General features: G+C 47.0%; 13 protein-coding genes. 6 read left to right on the forward strand and 7 right to left on the reverse strand.

The genetic code is table 11. The features are described 5' to 3' along the window. Positions 1-14: 14 nt before the first annotated feature. Genes NQ546_RS16885 through ilvD form a run of 4 tightly spaced genes read right to left on the reverse strand, consistent with a single transcriptional unit; the run spans position 15 to position 4,905 of the window. Positions 15-764: an acyl-[acyl-carrier-protein] thioesterase gene (locus tag NQ546_RS16885; RefSeq protein WP_004288567.1), complete on the reverse strand. Its 750-nt coding sequence runs from the start codon at positions 762-764 to the stop codon at positions 15-17. Next, positions 761-1,324, reverse strand: coding sequence for an acetolactate synthase small subunit (ilvN, locus tag NQ546_RS16890; RefSeq protein ID WP_004288566.1), 564 nt, complete (start codon positions 1,322-1,324; stop codon positions 761-763). Before ilvN ends, NQ546_RS16885 begins: the two co-directional genes overlap by 4 nt. Positions 1,325-1,376: 52 nt before the next feature. Continuing rightward, the gene (gene ilvB / locus NQ546_RS16895) at positions 1,377-3,071 is read right to left on the reverse strand and encodes a biosynthetic-type acetolactate synthase large subunit (protein WP_004288565.1); all 1,695 of its coding nucleotides are present in this window, start codon (positions 3,069-3,071) and stop codon (positions 1,377-1,379) included. A gap of 31 nt (positions 3,072-3,102) precedes the next feature. After that, complete coding sequence (ilvD, locus tag NQ546_RS16900) at positions 3,103-4,905, reverse strand: dihydroxy-acid dehydratase (protein ID WP_039952913.1); 1,803 nt, start codon at positions 4,903-4,905, stop codon at positions 3,103-3,105. 557 nt (positions 4,906-5,462) lie between these two features. On the opposite strand from ilvD, the gene NQ546_RS16905 reads away from it, so the two are divergent. After that, positions 5,463-6,026, forward strand: a complete 564-nt coding sequence (locus NQ546_RS16905) for an FKBP-type peptidyl-prolyl cis-trans isomerase (RefSeq protein WP_004288562.1) — start codon at positions 5,463-5,465, stop codon at positions 6,024-6,026. Positions 6,027-6,111: 85 nt separating this feature from the next. On the opposite strand, the gene NQ546_RS16910 is transcribed toward NQ546_RS16905, so the two are convergent. Then, positions 6,112-7,395 (reverse strand): L-cysteine desulfidase family protein, encoded by a 1,284-nt coding sequence (locus NQ546_RS16910; protein WP_004288561.1) that lies wholly within the window; start codon positions 7,393-7,395, stop codon positions 6,112-6,114. 170 nt (positions 7,396-7,565) lie between these two features. Here NQ546_RS16910 and NQ546_RS16915 point away from each other — a divergent pair, with 170 nt between their 5' ends. Together NQ546_RS16915 and NQ546_RS16920 are read left to right on the forward strand one after the other, a co-directional pair. Next, complete coding sequence (locus NQ546_RS16915; RefSeq protein ID WP_039952910.1) at positions 7,566-8,705, forward strand: PCMD domain-containing protein; 1,140 nt, start codon at positions 7,566-7,568, stop codon at positions 8,703-8,705. An 8-nt stretch (positions 8,706-8,713) separates the two neighbouring features. Then, positions 8,714-9,499: a porin family protein gene (locus NQ546_RS16920; protein ID WP_004288559.1), complete on the forward strand. Its 786-nt coding sequence runs from the start codon at positions 8,714-8,716 to the stop codon at positions 9,497-9,499. Between the two features lie 678 nt (positions 9,500-10,177). Here the strand turns inward: NQ546_RS16920 and NQ546_RS16925 are convergent. Next, positions 10,178-11,701: a PCMD domain-containing protein gene (locus tag NQ546_RS16925; RefSeq protein WP_004288558.1), complete on the reverse strand. Its 1,524-nt coding sequence runs from the start codon at positions 11,699-11,701 to the stop codon at positions 10,178-10,180. 362 nt (positions 11,702-12,063) lie between these two features. Here NQ546_RS16925 and aroC point away from each other — a divergent pair, with 362 nt between their 5' ends. The 3 genes from aroC to NQ546_RS16940 are packed head-to-tail and all read left to right on the forward strand — an operon-like array spanning position 12,064 to position 15,098. Next, on the forward strand, positions 12,064-13,140 hold the full coding sequence (gene aroC / locus NQ546_RS16930; RefSeq protein WP_004288557.1) for a chorismate synthase: 1,077 nt from the start codon (positions 12,064-12,066) through the stop codon (positions 13,138-13,140). 18 nt (positions 13,141-13,158) lie between these two features. Continuing rightward, complete coding sequence (locus tag NQ546_RS16935; RefSeq protein WP_004288556.1) at positions 13,159-14,511, forward strand: dipeptidase; 1,353 nt, start codon at positions 13,159-13,161, stop codon at positions 14,509-14,511. 23 nt (positions 14,512-14,534) lie between these two features. Further along, positions 14,535-15,098, forward strand: coding sequence for an NUDIX hydrolase (locus tag NQ546_RS16940; protein ID WP_004288555.1), 564 nt, complete (start codon positions 14,535-14,537; stop codon positions 15,096-15,098). Between the two features lie 6 nt (positions 15,099-15,104). Here the strand turns inward: NQ546_RS16940 and NQ546_RS16945 are convergent, their stop codons facing one another. After that, positions 15,105-17,294 (reverse strand): DNA topoisomerase 3, encoded by a 2,190-nt coding sequence (locus NQ546_RS16945; protein ID WP_004288554.1) that lies wholly within the window; start codon positions 17,292-17,294, stop codon positions 15,105-15,107. Positions 17,295-17,471 lie beyond the last annotated feature (177 nt).

A 17,471-nucleotide genomic window follows, 5' to 3' on the forward strand; every position in this document is an offset into this window, starting at 1 on the left:
GATTGGTTAATAAATTATTTCTTTACAAATATTACTTTGGAACGGCAAACCACTTCGCTGCCGTTCTTTTTCACTTCTACATCATACGCGCCGTCGCCTGCATAGTCCTTATAGAAAGTGAGCTCGTCACCGTAATAGCTCTCGGCTACGTAGGCCATTTCAAAACGACGGATGCGGCTCTCCTTATACAGTTCTATCGGGAACAAATCGAGGATATGCTCGATATAGCGGATACTGTTTACGTGTCCGTTGATGTCAATATCGCTATACTTGGCATTGAGAGAAGAAGCCGGCTCCGCAGAAGCTACCTTTATGCGCGAAGGCTTTTCAATGGGGCAAGGCTCGTCGCACACATAATCCACGATGCTGCCTCCATGCAAAGTCAGCAGGTCGGCGGGTTTGCGGGTATTGAGACTGATCATCGCCCATACGGAACGGGCATATCCTATCTTCTTTCCGTCCTTGTCGATAATGGCAAAATTACGGTCGGTGAAGAGGCGGTAGACATTCTCCACCCATGTCCGGATGGAAAAATCCTCGTATTGGTACGGCATCTCGTCCAGTTCGACAGCCAGCCGGGAAAGCACCCATGTATAATTATCCTCATTCAAGGTTGCAATGCCGAAACCGCGTTCCGTCGCATGAAATCCTGCACAGTTCAGCAGATGGTTGCCAAGCACCCCCATTGTGAGGCGGCCGGTGAAGTCCACATGAAACGGTTCGGCCACAAACTTATAAGTACCTATCTTGTTATTTTCACTCATTGTCCTTGTTGTTCTTTACTCTGACGATATTTTGTTTCACGATCTGCCAGATACTCGTTGACACGTTCAAAGCAGCTCGTAGTGATGGCAACACGTCCGGAACGCACAAACTGGAGCACACACCCCAAAGCGCTCAGCTCTTCGTAGAGATTGGTTATTTCCTCACTCATACCGTTTTTCTCCACAATGGAGAATACGGAGTTAACCTCTACGATACGCGCATTATATTTGCGGATCACCTTAGACACTTCCGGTTTTTCTTCCAGCGTGGGAGTCGTCAGCTTGTAGAGCGCAATCTCGTGCTGGTAGATTTCATCATCTGTGAAATAGTGCGCCTGCAACACATCTATCTTTTTGGTGATTTGTTTCGTCACCTTCTCGATAGTGTCTTTATCTGTCCAGGCAGTAATGGTATATTTATGTACCCCCTTGATAGAGGATGCCGAAACATTCAGGCTCTCGATATTGATTTGCCGGCGGGTGAAAACAGCCGTTACCTGATTCAGCAAACCTGCAAAGTTCTCCGAATGAACGATAATTGTATATAATGTCTTGTCCATACTTTTTTTAATTAAGAATGATAAGTGAAGAATTCATAATTCTTCATTTATATCAGCATTCCAGCAACATCTGGTTCACAGAGCCACCCGGAGGCGTCATCGGCATAACATTTCCTTCCTCCTCTACGCAGGCTTCCAGCAGGAACGGGCCGTCTGTCGAAATCATCTCTTCAATGGCTTCCGCCAGTTCCTTACGGGTAAGCGCCCGACGCGCCGGAATACCGTAGGCGGAAGCAATCTTCAGATAGTCCGGGTTCATCATCGGAGTGAACGAGTAACGGCGGTTGAAGAACATAGCCTGCCATTGACGAACGTTACCCAAGAAGTTATTGTTCAGCAAAATCATCTTAACGGGAGCTTTCTGCTCCATCACCGTACCCAGTTCCTGCAAATTCATCTGCAAACCGCCGTCGCCCATAAAGACGCAAACGGTACGGTCGGGACGTCCGAAAGTGGCGCCGATAGCGGCAGGAAGGCCGAAGCCCATTGTACCCAAACCGCCGGAAGTGACAATGCTGCGTTCCTTGCTATATTTAAAGTAGCGGGCAGACATCATTTGGTTCTGTCCCACATCCGTCACCAAAACGGCTTCGTTGTTTGTAGCCTCACTGACGGCACGCACCACCTCACCCATGCTCAGTGTGTCGCCTGCCGGATGCAACTCCGGACGGATCACCTTTTCTTCCTCCATCTGTTCATAAGGCAAGAAGCTGTCGAGCCATTCCTTGTGTCCGGCAGGTTTCAGCAATTCGGTCACTGCAGCCAGGGTATCTTTACAGTTGCCCAATACGGCAACATCCGTTTTCACATTCTTGTCTATCTCTGCCGGATCAATATCGAAATGGATTATTTTTGCCTGCGACGCATACGTGGACAACTTGCCCGTCACACGATCGTCAAAACGCATGCCTACCGCAATCAGCACATCGCACTTATTGGTATTGATATTCGGCCCCAGATTGCCATGCATGCCCAGCATCCCCTTGTTCAAAGGATGCTCTGTTGGCAATGCGGAAAGCCCCAACAAGGTGCAACCGGCAGGCATATCCGCCTTTTCGATGAAAGCACGCAATTCGTTCTGCGCATTGCCAAGCTCCACGCCCTGCCCCACCAGCACCAACGGACGTTCCGCCGCATTTATCAAATCGGCAGCCTGTTGTATGGCTTCCGGTTCCATTTCGGGTACAGGCAGATAGCTGCGCACGTAATCCACTTTGGTAGGCACATATTCCGTCTTATCCACTTGAGCGTTCTTGGCAAAGTCCAGCACAACCGGACCGGGACGTCCGCTCTGCGCTATATAGAAAGCGCGGGCCACTGCCCATGCCACATCTTCCGCACGACGGATCTGATAGCTCCACTTCGTGATGGGCTGCGTAATGCCCACCAGATCCACCTCCTGAAAGGCATCAGTTCCAAGGAATCCCGTAGCAACCTGTCCGGCAATGACAACAACCGGCGTGCTGTCTATCATGGCATCCGCAATACCTGTAATGGTGTTCGTTGCGCCCGGACCGCTGGTAACCAGGCATACGCCCACCTTACCCGACACACGCGCATAGCCTTGTGCCGCATGTGCAGCTCCCTGTTCATGGCGCACCAGAACATGATTCAGATTCTTTCTATGGTCGTATAGAGCATCGAATACGGGCATGATACTGCCACCCGGATAACCGAAAATGGTCTTTACCCCCTGATGTTCCAAAGAACGCATCAATGCTTCCGCGCCTGTTATTAAGTTTTCCATCAAGTCAAGTATATTTCTATTAAAACTTTCTTTAATCTATCAGCCTTACAGCCCCTTTGTCTGCCGAACTCACCATGCTGGCATACGCTTTCAACGCTTTGGACACCCGACGGTCACGCGTCACCGGCGTCATAGGACGTGCAGCCAGTTCCTCATCCGTCAGCTTCACATTGATAGAACGGTTCGGTATATCTATCTCGATGATGTCGCCGTCCTGAATCTTACCGATATTGCCGCCCGCCGCAGCTTCGGGAGAGATGTGTCCGATGCTCAGTCCGGAAGTGCCGCCGCTAAAGCGTCCGTCGGTGATCAACGCACATTCCTTGCCTAAATGGCGGGACTTGATATAGGAAGTAGGATACAGCATCTCCTGCATGCCCGGCCCACCTTTCGGGCCTTCATGGGTAATGACGACAACATCGCCGCTGACCACCTTTCCGCCCAAGATACCGTCGCACGCAGCTTCCTGTGAATCGAAAACTTTGGCAGGGCCGGTAAACTTCCAGATGCTTTCGTCCACTCCGGCTGTCTTGACCACACAACCATCCTGTGCAATATTTCCTTTCAGCACAGCCAAACCGCCGTCCTTGCTATAAGCATGCTGCAAGTCACGAATACATCCCTCGGCACGATCCGTATCCAATTCCTTATAATAAGCCCCCTGCGAACCGAGTTCCAGATTGAATTTTCCGGCAGCGGCACTGGTATATTTCCCGATCGCTTCCTTGCAAACATTAGGACTGGTGATGCAGTACCGGTCTATCTCCTCCGCCAATGTCATTCCGTCCACACGATGCACGTTCGTATCCACCAGTCCTCCTTTTGCAAGTTCGCCCATAATAGCCACGATGCCGCCGGCACGATTAACATCCTGTACATGATATTTCTGAGTATTGGGAGCCACTTTACACAGGCAGGGAGTTTTGCGGGACAGCATATCAATATCATCCATTGTGAAATCCGCCCCGGCTTCATGCGCCACTGCCAACAAGTGAAGCACCGTATTCGTAGATCCGCCCATTGCAATGTCCAGCGTCATCGCATTCAGAAACGCCTCGCGGGTGGCAATGCTGCGGGGAAGCACCGTTTCGTCTCCCTCCTCATAGTATTTATACGCATTTTCAACAATCAGTCTGGCTGCATCCTCAAACAGTTTCTTCCGGTTCTCATGCGTAGCCACAATCGTGCCGTTACCCGGAAGCGCCAGTCCGATTGCTTCATTCAGGCAGTTCATGGAGTTGGCGGTGAACATGCCCGAACAACATCCGCAAGTTGGACATGCGTGTTGTTCGATCTTGGCAACTTCCTGATCGCTCACGCTTTCGTCAGCCGACTTAATCATGGCATCAATCAGGTCGAGGTGCTGCCCGTTCCATTCTCCGGCTTCCATAGGGCCACCGGAAACGAACACCGTAGGGATGTTCAGCCTCATCGCCGCCATGAGCATACCCGGAGTGATCTTATCGCAATTGCTGATGCAGACCATGGCATCCGCCTTATGGGCATTCACCATGTACTCCACACTGTCGGCAATGATGTCGCGCGACGGCAAGGAATACAACATACCGTCATGCCCCATTGCAATGCCGTCGTCGATGGCAATCGTATTGAATTCGGCGGCGAAGCAGCCTTGCTTTTCTATCTCTTTCTTTACGAACTGACCTATTTCATGCAGATGCACATGCCCCGGAACAAACTGAGTAAAAGAATTGACTATTGCAATGATGGGCTTTCCCATTTGTTCTTTCTTCATGCCATTGGCCGTCCACAATGCACGAGCGCCTGCCATGCGGCGGCCTTGCGTGCTGAACGAACTGCGTAACTGATGTTTCATCTTATCTGTCTCCTTTTATGAAAAAAGCCTTTCTCACCGGAATGAGAAAGGCTTATTATAAATATCTTTACCGTACGAATACATACATAACCTTTCTCACGCTCTTGATGCCACCACCACGACGCGAATAATATGCAGGACTGCCAGGTTAATAGATGTATGTAGATTCATAACCAAATTGTCTTTATTGTTCTTTTATTTATTGTCTCGTATAATTATGCTGCAAAGGTAAGTGCTTTTTTATAAACTCCAAACAAATTGAAGAAAAAAAAGATATAAACATGAATAATCGTAAGAAAATCATGCTTTAAAATCTTATTTTATCACTTATAAGGCTCAAATAAAAAGATTCGGATAGTTTTGAAGAGTATGCCCAAGAGTCACAACGCACTTAATAATCTGAAATTTACCGGAGCGCTTCCTCCCACGAAACAAAATATTCGTATCTTTGCGCACCGGGCAAAGGCGGGGTGCGCCTCTGAAGTTATGCGGATATTCGCATTGCCTTTGCCACTTTAGAGACAGAACAACAGTATTTACTAAACAATAACAAATTAATGGAAACAGTAGAAAACAAGTACATCACCTTAGCATATAAGCTGTACTCAATCGAAAACGGAGAAAAAGAATTCACAGAAGAAGCTCCTGCAGAACACCCCTTCCAGTTCATCTCCGGATTGGGCCTGACTTTGGAAGCTTTTGAAAGCCAAGTGAAAGACTTGAAAAAAGGCGATAAATTCGACTTTACAATCAAAGCAGAAGAGGCTTACGGTGAATATGACGAAGAACACGTCATCGACCTGCCCAAAAACATCTTCGAGATAGAAGGCAAATTCGATAGCGAACGCGTAGTGGAAGGCGCCGTAATTCCTTTGATGACTTCGGAAGGCCAACGCATCAACGGAAGCGTAGTCGAAGTAAAAGACGATGTAGTGGTAATGGACATGAATCACCCCTTGGCAGGCTGCGACCTGAACTTCGTGGGTGAAGTTACGGAAAACCGCCCGGCCACCAACGATGAGCTGGCAGAAATGGCACGCATGATGAGTGGTGGCGGATGCGGCGGTGGATGCAATGGCGGATGCGATTGTGGAGACTGCGGCGACGGATGCTGTAAATAAGAATTAGGGATTAGCGATTAGGGATTAGTTTATCAATGGCACATATTATAATGTTGCGATTAATCCCTGATCGTTAATCACTTAATCACTGCTTTCCCGTCATTATTTCCAGTACCAGTTTGTCCGTTTCGTCCATTCCTTTGGAACCTATCTTCGTCAGATTACGGATGCTTTGGTCCACGTCTTCATCGATAATCCCTTCAACAGAAGTAACGCAACGATTTTCCATTGCCATAATAGCCGAAAGGACGGCCGTAGAAACGCCCGTAGTCACCTTCAAAGCACAACTGGGCTTGGCTCCGTCGCAAATCATTCCGGTGAGGTTGGCAATCATGTTCTGAACGGCAAAAGCCACCTGCTCGTAGGTGCCTCCCATCAGCCATGTGATGCCGCAACTGGAACCCGTAGCAGCTACCACACAGCCGCATAAAGCGGACAAACGGCCCAAACTTTGTTTGATATAAATCACAGTCAGATGACTGAGCATGAGCGCACGTATCAGCTCTTCTTCCGATTTGCCGTTCTCCTCGGCATAAACCAGTACGGGCAACGTAGCGGAAATACCCTGATTTCCACTTCCCGAATTACTCATCACCGGTATCATGGCCCCTGCCATACGGGCGTCGCATGCACCGGACGTATAAGAAAGGATATGTGAGAACACACTATCCCCCAATATCTTATGTTCATAAGTGCCGCGCAACATCCTGCCCAGACCATGACCGTAGTTCTTATCGAAAGAACTTTCAGCCGCCGCTTTGTTCAGGCGGGCAGTCTCAAGGATGAAACGGATTTCATCCAACGGAGCGTCCATGGCAAAGTCATACACTTTGCGCAACGTCAAATCCACAGTCTGCTCTTTCGTCTCTTCACTGCTTGCATTTTGCCTGCTGAAAAGGATGCCACCATTCCGGGCTATATATATAAAGGTGGTATGCCCGCCTGCTATAATGGCGGTAGCCTTGTTTTCTCCGGACTCACAACATACTTCTATATAGAGTTTCTCCGAAATATTCTCTTTCAGCGATATGTTGATGCGCTTCTCAGCGATAAAGCGTTTACCTTCATCCACAGCGGCAGGATTGCTGTCTTTCAGCACTTCCAACTGATATTCCGACTTGCCCACCAGTGCCCCCAACGCTATGGCAATGGGCAGTCCAATCATACCTGTACCGGGAATCCCCACCCCCATTGCGTTTTTCAGGATATTGGCGCTTAGCAAGACATTTATCTTCTCCGGTCTTGTTCCTAAGGTTTCGGTCGCTTTCGCCACACACAAAGCAACGGCGATAGGTTCCGTACATCCGATGGCGGGCACCACTTCACGCTGCACCAAGTCTATTATTTGTTTTCTTTCGGCTTCAGTCATATCACAGATATATATTTTATTCAATCTTCATGCAAAGATAGGCGGAATAACAAATAAATAACAGAGTTTATCGCACTTTTTTGTCATTGCATCTGTTATTACAAAATAATAGCGTATTTTTGCAAATTGCTAAACTATATCAATTTATCAACTCTCAAAAAAAGAAGTATATGAATTTTAAGAAGTGGACTACTGCCCTCATGCTTATTCTGACTGTCACGTCGTGTATACAGGACGAAGCACTTAATTCCGAAGCGGCGATTGACGCCTGCACCGGTGCGGATGTACAATTGGCTCACATCAACAGCGACTCGAAAGAAATAAACATATATGTGCATAAAGGAGCAGACCTGTCAAAACAACAATTACTGTTTACTCTGCCTGTCGGAGCGACCCTTAGTGCGGACAAACATTACCCGAACGACATACTGAACAATTACGATTTCAGCAACGATTCACATTCACGCACATTCACCGTAACATCCGAAGACGGGGAGTGGACTGCCACCTATACCGTAAAAATCATACCGGCAGAAGTTCCGGGAATCTTCCATTTTGAAGACCTGCTTCCCGCTGCCGGTACCGAATATGACATTCTCTACGAGTTCCAGCCCGGCACCTCAACCAATGTTTCCAGCGTGCTGCAATGGTCAAGCGGCAATCCCGGTTACAAACTTACCAGCATGACGGACAATCGCACCGGCTACCCCACACAGCAGATTGCCGAAGGTTTTCGTGGCAAGGGCTTGAAACTGACAACCTGTGATACAGGCAGCTTTGGAGCTATGGTGAAAATGTATATTGCCGCCGGAAACCTCTTCATCGGTTCATTCGACTTGGCAAATGCACTTAAAGATCCCTTGCGTGCCACAAAGTTCGGCATACAGTATTATAAACGCCCCGTATCGTTGAAAGGCTACTTCAAGTTTAAGGCAGGAGATGTCTACACCGATGAAGGCGCAGTGCAGAAAGACAAAAAAGACCGTTTCGACATTTATGCCATTATGTACGAAGCCAACGAGAACTCTTTCATGCTGGATGGCAGCAACAGTTTGGATTTGACTTCCGACAAGCTCGTATCCATCGCCCGTATCAGTGAAGAGGACGCTAAGGAGACCGATTCATGGACACCCTTTGAACTTCCTTTCAAAGCGGTGAACGGCAAGAGCATAGACCCTGTCAAACTGCAGGAAGGCAAGTACAAACTAAGCATCGTACTCTCTTCCAGTGTAGACGGCGCTTATTTCAAGGGAGCTGTTGGCAGCACATTATATGTAGACGAATTAGAACTTATAAGCGAAGACAACTAATATAGCGTATGAAAAAGTATCATTTTATTTGCATAATAGCCGCACTGTTGGCAATGGTTACCAACGTACAGGCACAAGAAGAAAGAAACAAAAGTCTTATCAATTCCTATCTGCATGGTTGGGAATACGGCATAAAAGCCGGGTTCAACATCGGCGGAACCTCGCCTATCCCCCTGCCCAAAGAGATACGCAAGATAGACAGTTATGCGCCGGGCATAGCCATTGCCATTGAAGGAAATGCCACCAAATGGTTTGACGAAAAGAAAAAGTGGGGACTTACGTTAGGCCTGCGGTTAGAGAATAAGAACATGACCACCGAAGCCACTGTCAAGAACTATGGTATGAAAATCATCAATACCAATGGCGGAGAGCTGGCAGGTCTTTGGACAGGCGGGGTCAAGACAAAGGTAAAGAACTCCTATCTGACAATTCCCATTTTGGCTAATTACCACATCAGCAAGCGTTGGATATTGTCTGCCGGTCCTTATTTCTCCTATCTGCTGGAGGGCAATTTCTCCGGACATGTTTATGAAGGACACCTGCGTACCCCCGACCAGACCGGTTCCAAAGTGGAGTTCACCGGTGAAAGCATCGCCACTTATGACTTCTCCAGTGATTTAAGGAAATTCCAGTGGGGTGTGCAATTCGGCGGTGAATGGAAAGCATTCAAACACCTCACCGTACACGCCGACGTGACATGGGGGCTGAATAATATCTTCCAAAAAGACTTTGATACGATTACATTCAATATGTATCCTATCTATCTGAACTTGGGATTCGGATATGCTTTCTAAACAAGATTTTTTCATTTTTTGTCGTCACTCGTCACCTTTTGCTTCAATGTATTAAGGATAAGGGAATTATCGAGTGACGACAAGGTATATATGCAGTGACGACCAAATGCTGGTCGTCACTGTCTGTTTTGTCCCTAAATTAATCCGGCTGACTATCCGTCATCAGCAACCTGCCCAAAGACAATCTCCATGCCGGCTATTTAAAATACCAAAGTTGGAAATTCAAAATACCAATGTTTGGTACTTGAAATACCAACCGTTGGTACTCGAAATACCAAAGAGTGGTACTTAAAATACCAATCATTGGTACTCAATATACCAAAGGGTGGTATTCAAATGGTACTTGCAGTATATTGTTTTACAACCTGTTATAAATAGTTTCCTCTACCTTGCATTTCACGTTATCCTTTCCCCACCTAAAGTTGACCTTTACAGTTCTAAAGTACACCTTTATGGCTCCCAAATAAAAAGTGACGACCAATATTTGGTCGTCACTGCATATATACCTTGTCGTCACTCGATAATTCCCTTATCCTTAATACATTGAGGCAAAAAGTGACGAGTGATGAGAAAAATATAAATCTTTCCAACACTTTATTTTATTTCTCAGTCTCAAAAACTTGTAACCAGTCCCTATGTAGCGTCATTATAGCTATTTAAGACTGGTCACAAACTAATTTATTTTACTGAAACGGTCAATTCATCAACTGTTAGTACACTGCCTGGTGCTCCTTCAAATTTATCACCCTCAGCACTAGAAGAACATATAATAGCAAACTTATATTTTTTATTTGCATCATACTCTTTCAAGTATTGTAATTCTACTTCAAAAGATTTAAACTCAGCTGTATTTTCACATACCTGCTTGGCTATGGCAGTTAGTTTAGTCTCATCGTAAATGTTAGTACCATCTAAAGATTCATCACCTGTCACTTCATATAAGACAGCGGAAATCAACCCCTTATCTGTCTTGCCTTGAACTATTTCACTAGAAACATCCATTGGATTATCCGGATTTACAATCGTCTTATAATATGTTTCCCCTGCCTGATATTTATAATATCCTTTCAAAGAAACTGGCTGTTCATCATACTTTATACCAAATCTTGTACTCTTTAAAGTATTTTCTAAATCAGTTTCAAATTTACCTAAAAATAACGTACCTGCAGTGACTTTAGGCACAGTTGTTAGCATCCACATCCCCTTTGAATCAGTACTTCTAACTTCTGCAGCTCCACCTTTATATCCAGCTTCTGTCGGAGTCACAGCATATGGTGCATCCGCAGGCACGGCATTTAGAAGAACTTTCAATAGATAAAGAGCTCCATTGCTAGTGCACCAACCATTCGATGAAAAATCCCAATAATTCAGAGGATTTTTTTCATCTGCTTCCACCATTAGTTCAAAATTCCATTCATCTTTCTCAAAAGAATATAATGCGGCTCTTCCTGAAATCGAAACCGCATATGTTTTAATAGTACCATCTTCTGCAACAACCGTATAAACAACATTCTTACCCTTAGAGAAATCCTGTGCTACTCCACTTGCTGGAGTTACAGTTGCTTTTTCCGAGAAAGTAATAGTCGGAACCAATGCTTTCAAGTCATCGTCAACAGCCGTATCACTAACTTTGAAAGTAATAGTACCATTTTCTTCATTAATAACAGGTTGCTCTGTCACTAACTTGCTATCGAAAGAAAAAGCCGTAATCTTAGCTTCACTACTTTCAGTCCCCGTCAAACGAGTTCCTTCGTATACAACCTTTACACTCTGCTTTACGCCGCCTGCAACAGCGTCAATATCCATATCAACCTTTACAGCACCGTTTTTAATAGTGCCTTTGGCATTAATTGTACAAGACAAAGCCTCAACTTCTAATTTCTGAGTGCCGGTAAATGCATAAGTATCACCATTTTGAGATAGCACACAATTCTTTAATTCAACATCTCCAATAGCAATTCCCATAAAACTAAAATTAGCTAAAGAAAGATTTATAGCTGAAGGACTGGCTTTTTCAATCTTAATTTTCTGAGGTTCGGAAGGCATAGTAGTTCCTTCTACCGTCACTGTTAATGTTCCTTTATAGTTACCTGCAATTTCTTCTTCAATGACTTTTGAGTAGTCAGGATCGTCGTCGCTACAAGCTGTAAATAAACTCATTGAACAGATCAATGCAAATAAATAAAACAAATTTTTCTTCATATAAATACTTGTTTAGTTAATAAAATCCCTACATAGTTAAGGGGCAGTTAATATTCTCTTTTATATTTGAAGTGCAAAATAACAGTTTTTAGAACCTTTAAACAAGGTCTTTTCTAAAAAATAGATGTTCCTTTTTTCAGAAAGGGTTAATTATAAAGATTCTTCACATTCTTAAATACTTCTATATATCCAAAAGACAGATTGGGATGGTTGTCCACATACCTCAAAGTCGGGAAATAAAAGATTTATTGTCATTTTTGAAACGTTTTACAAAAATAATTGTTACCTTTAAAAAGTCAAAGCCCCTTATGGCAAGACAAACTGACGCATTAACCTCATTATAAACCTTTAAAGCATTTGATATGTTCAACTCATTTGGAAATATTCTTCGACTGACCAGTTTCGGAGAGTCACATGGCAAAGGCATAGGCGGCGTAATAGACGGATTTCCCGCAGGAATCACTATCGATATGGACTTCGTTCAATCGGAACTCGACCGCCGCCGCCCGGGACAATCACGTATCACCACCTCACGCAAGGAATCTGATAAAGTGGAATTCCTTTCCGGCATTTTCGAAGGTAAATCCACCGGCTGCCCTATCGGATTTATCGTATGGAACGAGAATCAGCACTCCAACGATTATAACAATCTGAAAGAAGTGTACCGTCCCTCACACGCCGACTATACATATAATGTGAAATACGGAATACGCGACCACCGCGGAGGCGGACGTTCATCGGCACGCGAAACCATCTCACGCGTGGTGGCCGGGGCATTAGCCAAATTAGCATTAAGGCAGCTTGGCATCCGCATCACAGCCTACACCTCACAGGTGGGACCTATCAAGCTGGAAGACAACTATACCGCTTACGACCTCGACCTGATTGAAACCAATCCCGTACGTTGCCCCGACCCGGAGAAAGCAAAAGAAATGGAAGAGCTTATCTTCAAGATAAAAGGCGAAGGCGACACCATCGGCGGTGTGGTGACTTGCGTTGTCAAAGGTTGCCCCATAGGGCTGGGACAGCCCATTTACGGGAAGCTCCAATCCGCCCTCGCCGCAGGTATGCTCAGCATCAATGCTGCCAAAGCATTTGAATACGGCGAAGGATTCAAAGGACTGAAAATGAAAGGCTCGGAACAGAACGACGTATTCTTCAACAACAACGGGCGCATCGAAACGCACACCAACCATTCCGGCGGTATTCAGGGCGGCATCAGCAACGGACAGGACATCTACTTCCGCGTGGCCTTCAAACCGGTGGCAACCGTACTCATGGAACAGCACACCGTAAATCTGGATGGTACGGACACCACCCTCAAAGCCCGCGGACGCCACGACCCTTGCGTGTTGCCCCGCGCAGTGCCCATCGTAGAAGCCATGACGGCCATGACCTTGCTCGACTTCTACCTGATAGACCGTACTACACAATTATAACAAACGAACGATAAAGTAATGGAAATAAAGAAATATATCGCAGAGAACGAACCAAAGATGCTGGAAGACCTGTTCAGCCTTATCCGTATCCCCAGTATCAGCGCCAAGCCCGAGCACCACGACGACATGCTTGCTTGCGCAGAACGTTGGGCGCAACTGCTACTGGAAGCCGGCGCGGATGAAGCGCTGGTGATGCCTTCGGCAGGAAATCCCATTGTGTTCGGACAGAAAATGATAGACCCGAAAGCCAAAACCGTACTTATATACGCACACTACGATGTGATGCCCGCCGAACCGCTGGAGCTTTGGAAAAGCAGCCCTTTTGAACCGGAGATACGCGACGGGCACATCTGGGCGCGCGGCGCAGACGACGATAAAGGACAGTCTTTCATTCAGGTAAAAGCATTTGAATATTTGGTAAAGAACAACTTACTGACCCACAATGTGAAATTCATCTTTGAAGGAGAAGAAGAGATTGGCTCCCCCAGCCTTGAGGGATTCTGCCAAGAGCATAAAGAACTGCTGAAAGCCGACATCATCCTCGTTTCCGATACCAGCATGCTGGGCGCCGACCTCCCCTCACTGACCACCGGCCTGCGCGGACTTGCCTATTGGGAGATAGAGGTGACCGGTCCGAACCGCGACCTGCATTCCGGACACTTCGGCGGTGCAGTGGCCAACCCCATCAATGTGCTCTGCGGGATGATAAGCAAAGTGACGGACGCAGACGGACGTATCGCCGTTCCCGGCTTCTACGACGATGTGGAGGAGGTGCCGCAAGCCGAACGCGAAATGATAGCACACATTCCGTTCGACGAAGAGAAATACAAAAAGGCTATCGGCGTGAAAGCCCTTTTCGGAGAAAAAGGATACAGCACACTGGAACGCAACAGCTGCCGCCCGTCTTTCGACGTATGCGGCATTTGGGGCGGCTATACGGGCGAAGGCTCCAAAACCGTACTACCTTCCAAAGCATACGCCAAAGTATCGTGCCGGCTGGTTCCGCATCAGGACCACCATAAGATCTCGCAACTGTTTGCCGATTACATCATGAGCATAGCCCCCGACACCGTACAGGTAAAGGTCACTCCCATGCATGGCGGACAAGGATACGTATGCCCCATCACCCTCCCTGCATATCAGGCGGCGGAGAGAGGCTTCACCAAAGCATTCGGAAAGAAACCGCTGGCAGTGCGCCGCGGCGGCAGTATTCCTATCATCTCTACCTTTGAACAAGTATTGGGAATAAAAACCATACTGATGGGATTCGGCTTGGAGTCCAACGCCATCCATTCTCCCAACGAAAACATCCCGTTGGACATCCTGCGGAAAGGTATTGAAGCGGTGGTTGAGTTCCACCTGAACTACTAAAGGTTATTCAAAATATAAAAGTAATGAAGCCCAACAACGATTCAGAAAAACCTTGGGAAGTAATTTCCAGCGAATACTTGCATAAGAACCTGTGGCTTACCGTACGCAAAGACCATGTAGTGTTGCCAAACGGTAACCACATTCCCTCTTATTATATACTGGAATATCCCAACTGGGTAAATACAATTGCCATTACACGCGACGGACAGTTCGTATTTATCCGTCAGTACCGGCATGGTTTGCGAAAGACGTCCTATGAACTTTGTGCCGGCGTATGCGAGAAGGAAGACGCGTCACCGTTGGTTTCCGCTCAACGGGAGCTCTTGGAAGAAACCGGCTACGGAAATGGTACATGGCGGGAATTCATGCAGATTTCTCCCAACCCAGGCACTCACACTAACATTACGTATTGCTTTCTTGCCACCGATGTAGAAAAGATTTCCGAACAACATCTGGAAGATACGGAAAGCCTCAGCGTACATCTGCTTACACTAACGGAAGTAAAAGAGCTGTTGGAGAAAGGAGAAATAAAACAAGCACTAATGGCTGCCCCATTGTGGAAATATATAGCCGAAAAAGGATTATAGATTTTACTAAAACGGCTTGCGGAACGTACAACCACTCTTCCATTCGGAACAGCCGTAAGCCGTTTTTCCTTTAATCACCGTTCCCTTTCCGCAAAGGGGGCAAGGTTGTCCTACCAACTCATCGGCCTGTACAACAGATGCCGGCTGCTCTGCTGCCGCCGGCAGACTGTCAGTTGTTGCCGTCTCCGTTTTCTTTGCGGCAGACTTTCGCGGCGCCCTTTTCTTAGGTTCTTTTTTCGGTTTATCGGAAGCGGAAGCCGATGAAGCAGAATTCTTTCCACCTTTCTCCGGTGCAGGGGCCTGTATGGTGATATGGCGGTTACTGTTATCGGAAAGAACACTCATAACAATCTCCGACACCATTTGCTTCAATTCTTCCAAGAACTGTCCCGCATTGTACGTACGCTTTTCTATTTCACGCAGCTTCTTTTCCCATATACCCGTCAGTTCGGCAGACTTCAACAGTTCCTCATGGATAATCTGGATGAGCTCCACACCGGTAGGAGTAGCTATCAGGTTCTTTTTCTCCTTACGGATATAGTTACGCTTGAAAAGTGTTTCGATAATGGCGGCCCGGGTGGAAGGACGGCCGATTCCGTTCTCTTTCAAAGCATCGCGCAATTCATCGTTATCCACCAGTTTACCGGCAGTTTCCATAGCACGCAGCAGGGTGGCCTCGGTGTAAGGACGTGGCGGTTGCGTCCACTTCTCATACAAATCCGGCAGATGCGGACCGCTCTCTCCTACCACAAACGCAGGGAGTACATTCTCCTCTTCCCCACCCTTCTCATCTTTTTCTTCTTGAGACTGAGCCGAGGGAGTACCAAAGACCACACGCCAGCCGGGCTCCAATATCTGCTTTCCCGAAACCTTAAACTCAATCTGCTCCACCTCACCTATGACGGTGGTCGTTGCAAACAGGCAGTCCGGATAGAAGACAGCAATGAAACGGCGTGCAATCAGGTCGAACACGCGGCGCTCCATATCCGTCAGATTCTGCGGTGGCTGCCCGGTAGGGATAATGGCATGGTGATCCGTCACTTTCGAATTGTCGAACACCTTCTTTGATTTCAGCAACGTAGTCCCCTCCAACGGAGCTGTCAACGCCTGATAATCGCGCAAACCTTTCAATATGCCGGGGCACTTGGGATAGATGTCATCACTCAGAAAAGTGGTATCGACACGCGGATAGGTCGTTACTTTCTTCTCGTACAACGACTGGATGGTTTTCAGCGTTTCATCGGCAGAGAAAGCGAACTTCTTGTTGCATTCCACCTGTAAGGAAGTCAGGTCGAACAAACGGAGGGGAGCCTCTTTGCCGTTCTTGCGGGTGACATTCGTTATCGTGAAAGGAGCATTCCTGATCTGTTCCAGCAGAGCCGTTCCGCGTTCCCGATCTGTGATAGGTTCTATACCTCGGTTTTCTTCCGGTTTTGCAGCTTTGGCTGCAGCTCCTTCTTTCTGTTTCTCCGCTTCCAGCACCAGTTCTTCATCGCTTTTGCGGAGAATGGCGGAGAAAGTGGTGTCGCGATATACCGTTTTCAGCTCCCAATATTGTTTGGGAACGAAATTCTGTATCTCAAGCTGGCGGTTTACAATCAATGCAAGCGTAGGCGTCTGCACACGTCCGATAGAAAGCACTTGCCGGTTCTGACCGTACTTCATCGTATACAGGCGGGTAGCATTCATGCCCAGCAGCCAGTCACCGATAGCACGCGAAAGCCCAGCTTCGTACAACGGCTGAAAATCGGAAGCATCCCGCAACTTTGCAAATCCTTCACGAATGGCCTCTTCCGTCAGCGACGAAATCCACAAGCGTTTCACCGGACAACGCGCACCGGCTTTCTGCATCACCCAGCGTTGAATCAGCTCTCCCTCCTGACCGGCATCACCGCAGTTTATAATCATGTCGGCATGCTGCATGAGGTTCTCAATCACGTGAAACTGGCGTTCGTAGGTGGGATTACTGATAAGTTTGATTCCGAAACGGGGCGGAACCATAGGCAGGCTGCCCAAGCTCCACGATTTCCAGTTGGGCGTATATTCATGCGGTTCTTTCAGGGTACAAAGATGACCGAATGTCCACGTCACCTGGTATCCGTTTCCTTCGATGTATCCGTCTCTCTTATCTCTCGCTCCGAGTACATCGGCTATGTCACGCGCCACAGAAGGCTTTTCGGCAATACAAACTATCATTCATTTTCTCTTTAGGTGCGGCAAAGATAAACGAAATCATCCCACGAGACAAATAAAACCGTTCTGCAGGACGAAAAAAATCATTCCGCAAGACAAGGCCAAGCAGCCACCGAGACGTTTAGCACAAATTTAAAAGTCTACTATACAAAATTGACAGTCGAATAAACATTCGGCACC

The sequence above is a fragment of the Bacteroides eggerthii genome, from assembly GCF_025146565.1.
Classification (GTDB): domain Bacteria; phylum Bacteroidota; class Bacteroidia; order Bacteroidales; family Bacteroidaceae; genus Bacteroides; species Bacteroides eggerthii.

Bases quoted from the DNA above. Each gene is read 5' to 3' on its own strand.
- NQ546_RS16885 (WP_004288567.1), bottom strand. From the start codon at position 764: ATGAGTGAAAATAACAAGATAGGTACTTATAAGTTTGTGGCCGAACCG.
- ilvN (WP_004288566.1), bottom strand. From the start codon at position 1,324: ATGGACAAGACATTATATACAATTATCGTTCATTCGGAGAACTTTGCA.
- ilvB (WP_004288565.1), bottom strand. From the start codon at position 3,071: ATGGAAAACTTAATAACAGGCGCGGAAGCATTGATGCGTTCTTTGGAA.
- ilvD (WP_039952913.1), bottom strand. From the start codon at position 4,905: ATGAAACATCAGTTACGCAGTTCGTTCAGCACGCAAGGCCGCCGCATG.
- NQ546_RS16905 (WP_004288562.1), top strand. From the start codon at position 5,463: ATGGAAACAGTAGAAAACAAGTACATCACCTTAGCATATAAGCTGTAC.
- NQ546_RS16910 (WP_004288561.1), bottom strand. From the start codon at position 7,395: ATGACTGAAGCCGAAAGAAAACAAATAATAGACTTGGTGCAGCGTGAA.
- NQ546_RS16915 (WP_039952910.1), top strand. From the start codon at position 7,566: ATGAATTTTAAGAAGTGGACTACTGCCCTCATGCTTATTCTGACTGTC.
- NQ546_RS16920 (WP_004288559.1), top strand. From the start codon at position 8,714: ATGAAAAAGTATCATTTTATTTGCATAATAGCCGCACTGTTGGCAATG.
- NQ546_RS16925 (WP_004288558.1), bottom strand. From the start codon at position 11,701: ATGAAGAAAAATTTGTTTTATTTATTTGCATTGATCTGTTCAATGAGT.
- aroC (WP_004288557.1), top strand. From the start codon at position 12,064: ATGTTCAACTCATTTGGAAATATTCTTCGACTGACCAGTTTCGGAGAG.
- NQ546_RS16935 (WP_004288556.1), top strand. From the start codon at position 13,159: ATGGAAATAAAGAAATATATCGCAGAGAACGAACCAAAGATGCTGGAA.
- NQ546_RS16940 (WP_004288555.1), top strand. From the start codon at position 14,535: ATGAAGCCCAACAACGATTCAGAAAAACCTTGGGAAGTAATTTCCAGC.
- NQ546_RS16945 (WP_004288554.1), bottom strand. From the start codon at position 17,294: ATGATAGTTTGTATTGCCGAAAAGCCTTCTGTGGCGCGTGACATAGCC.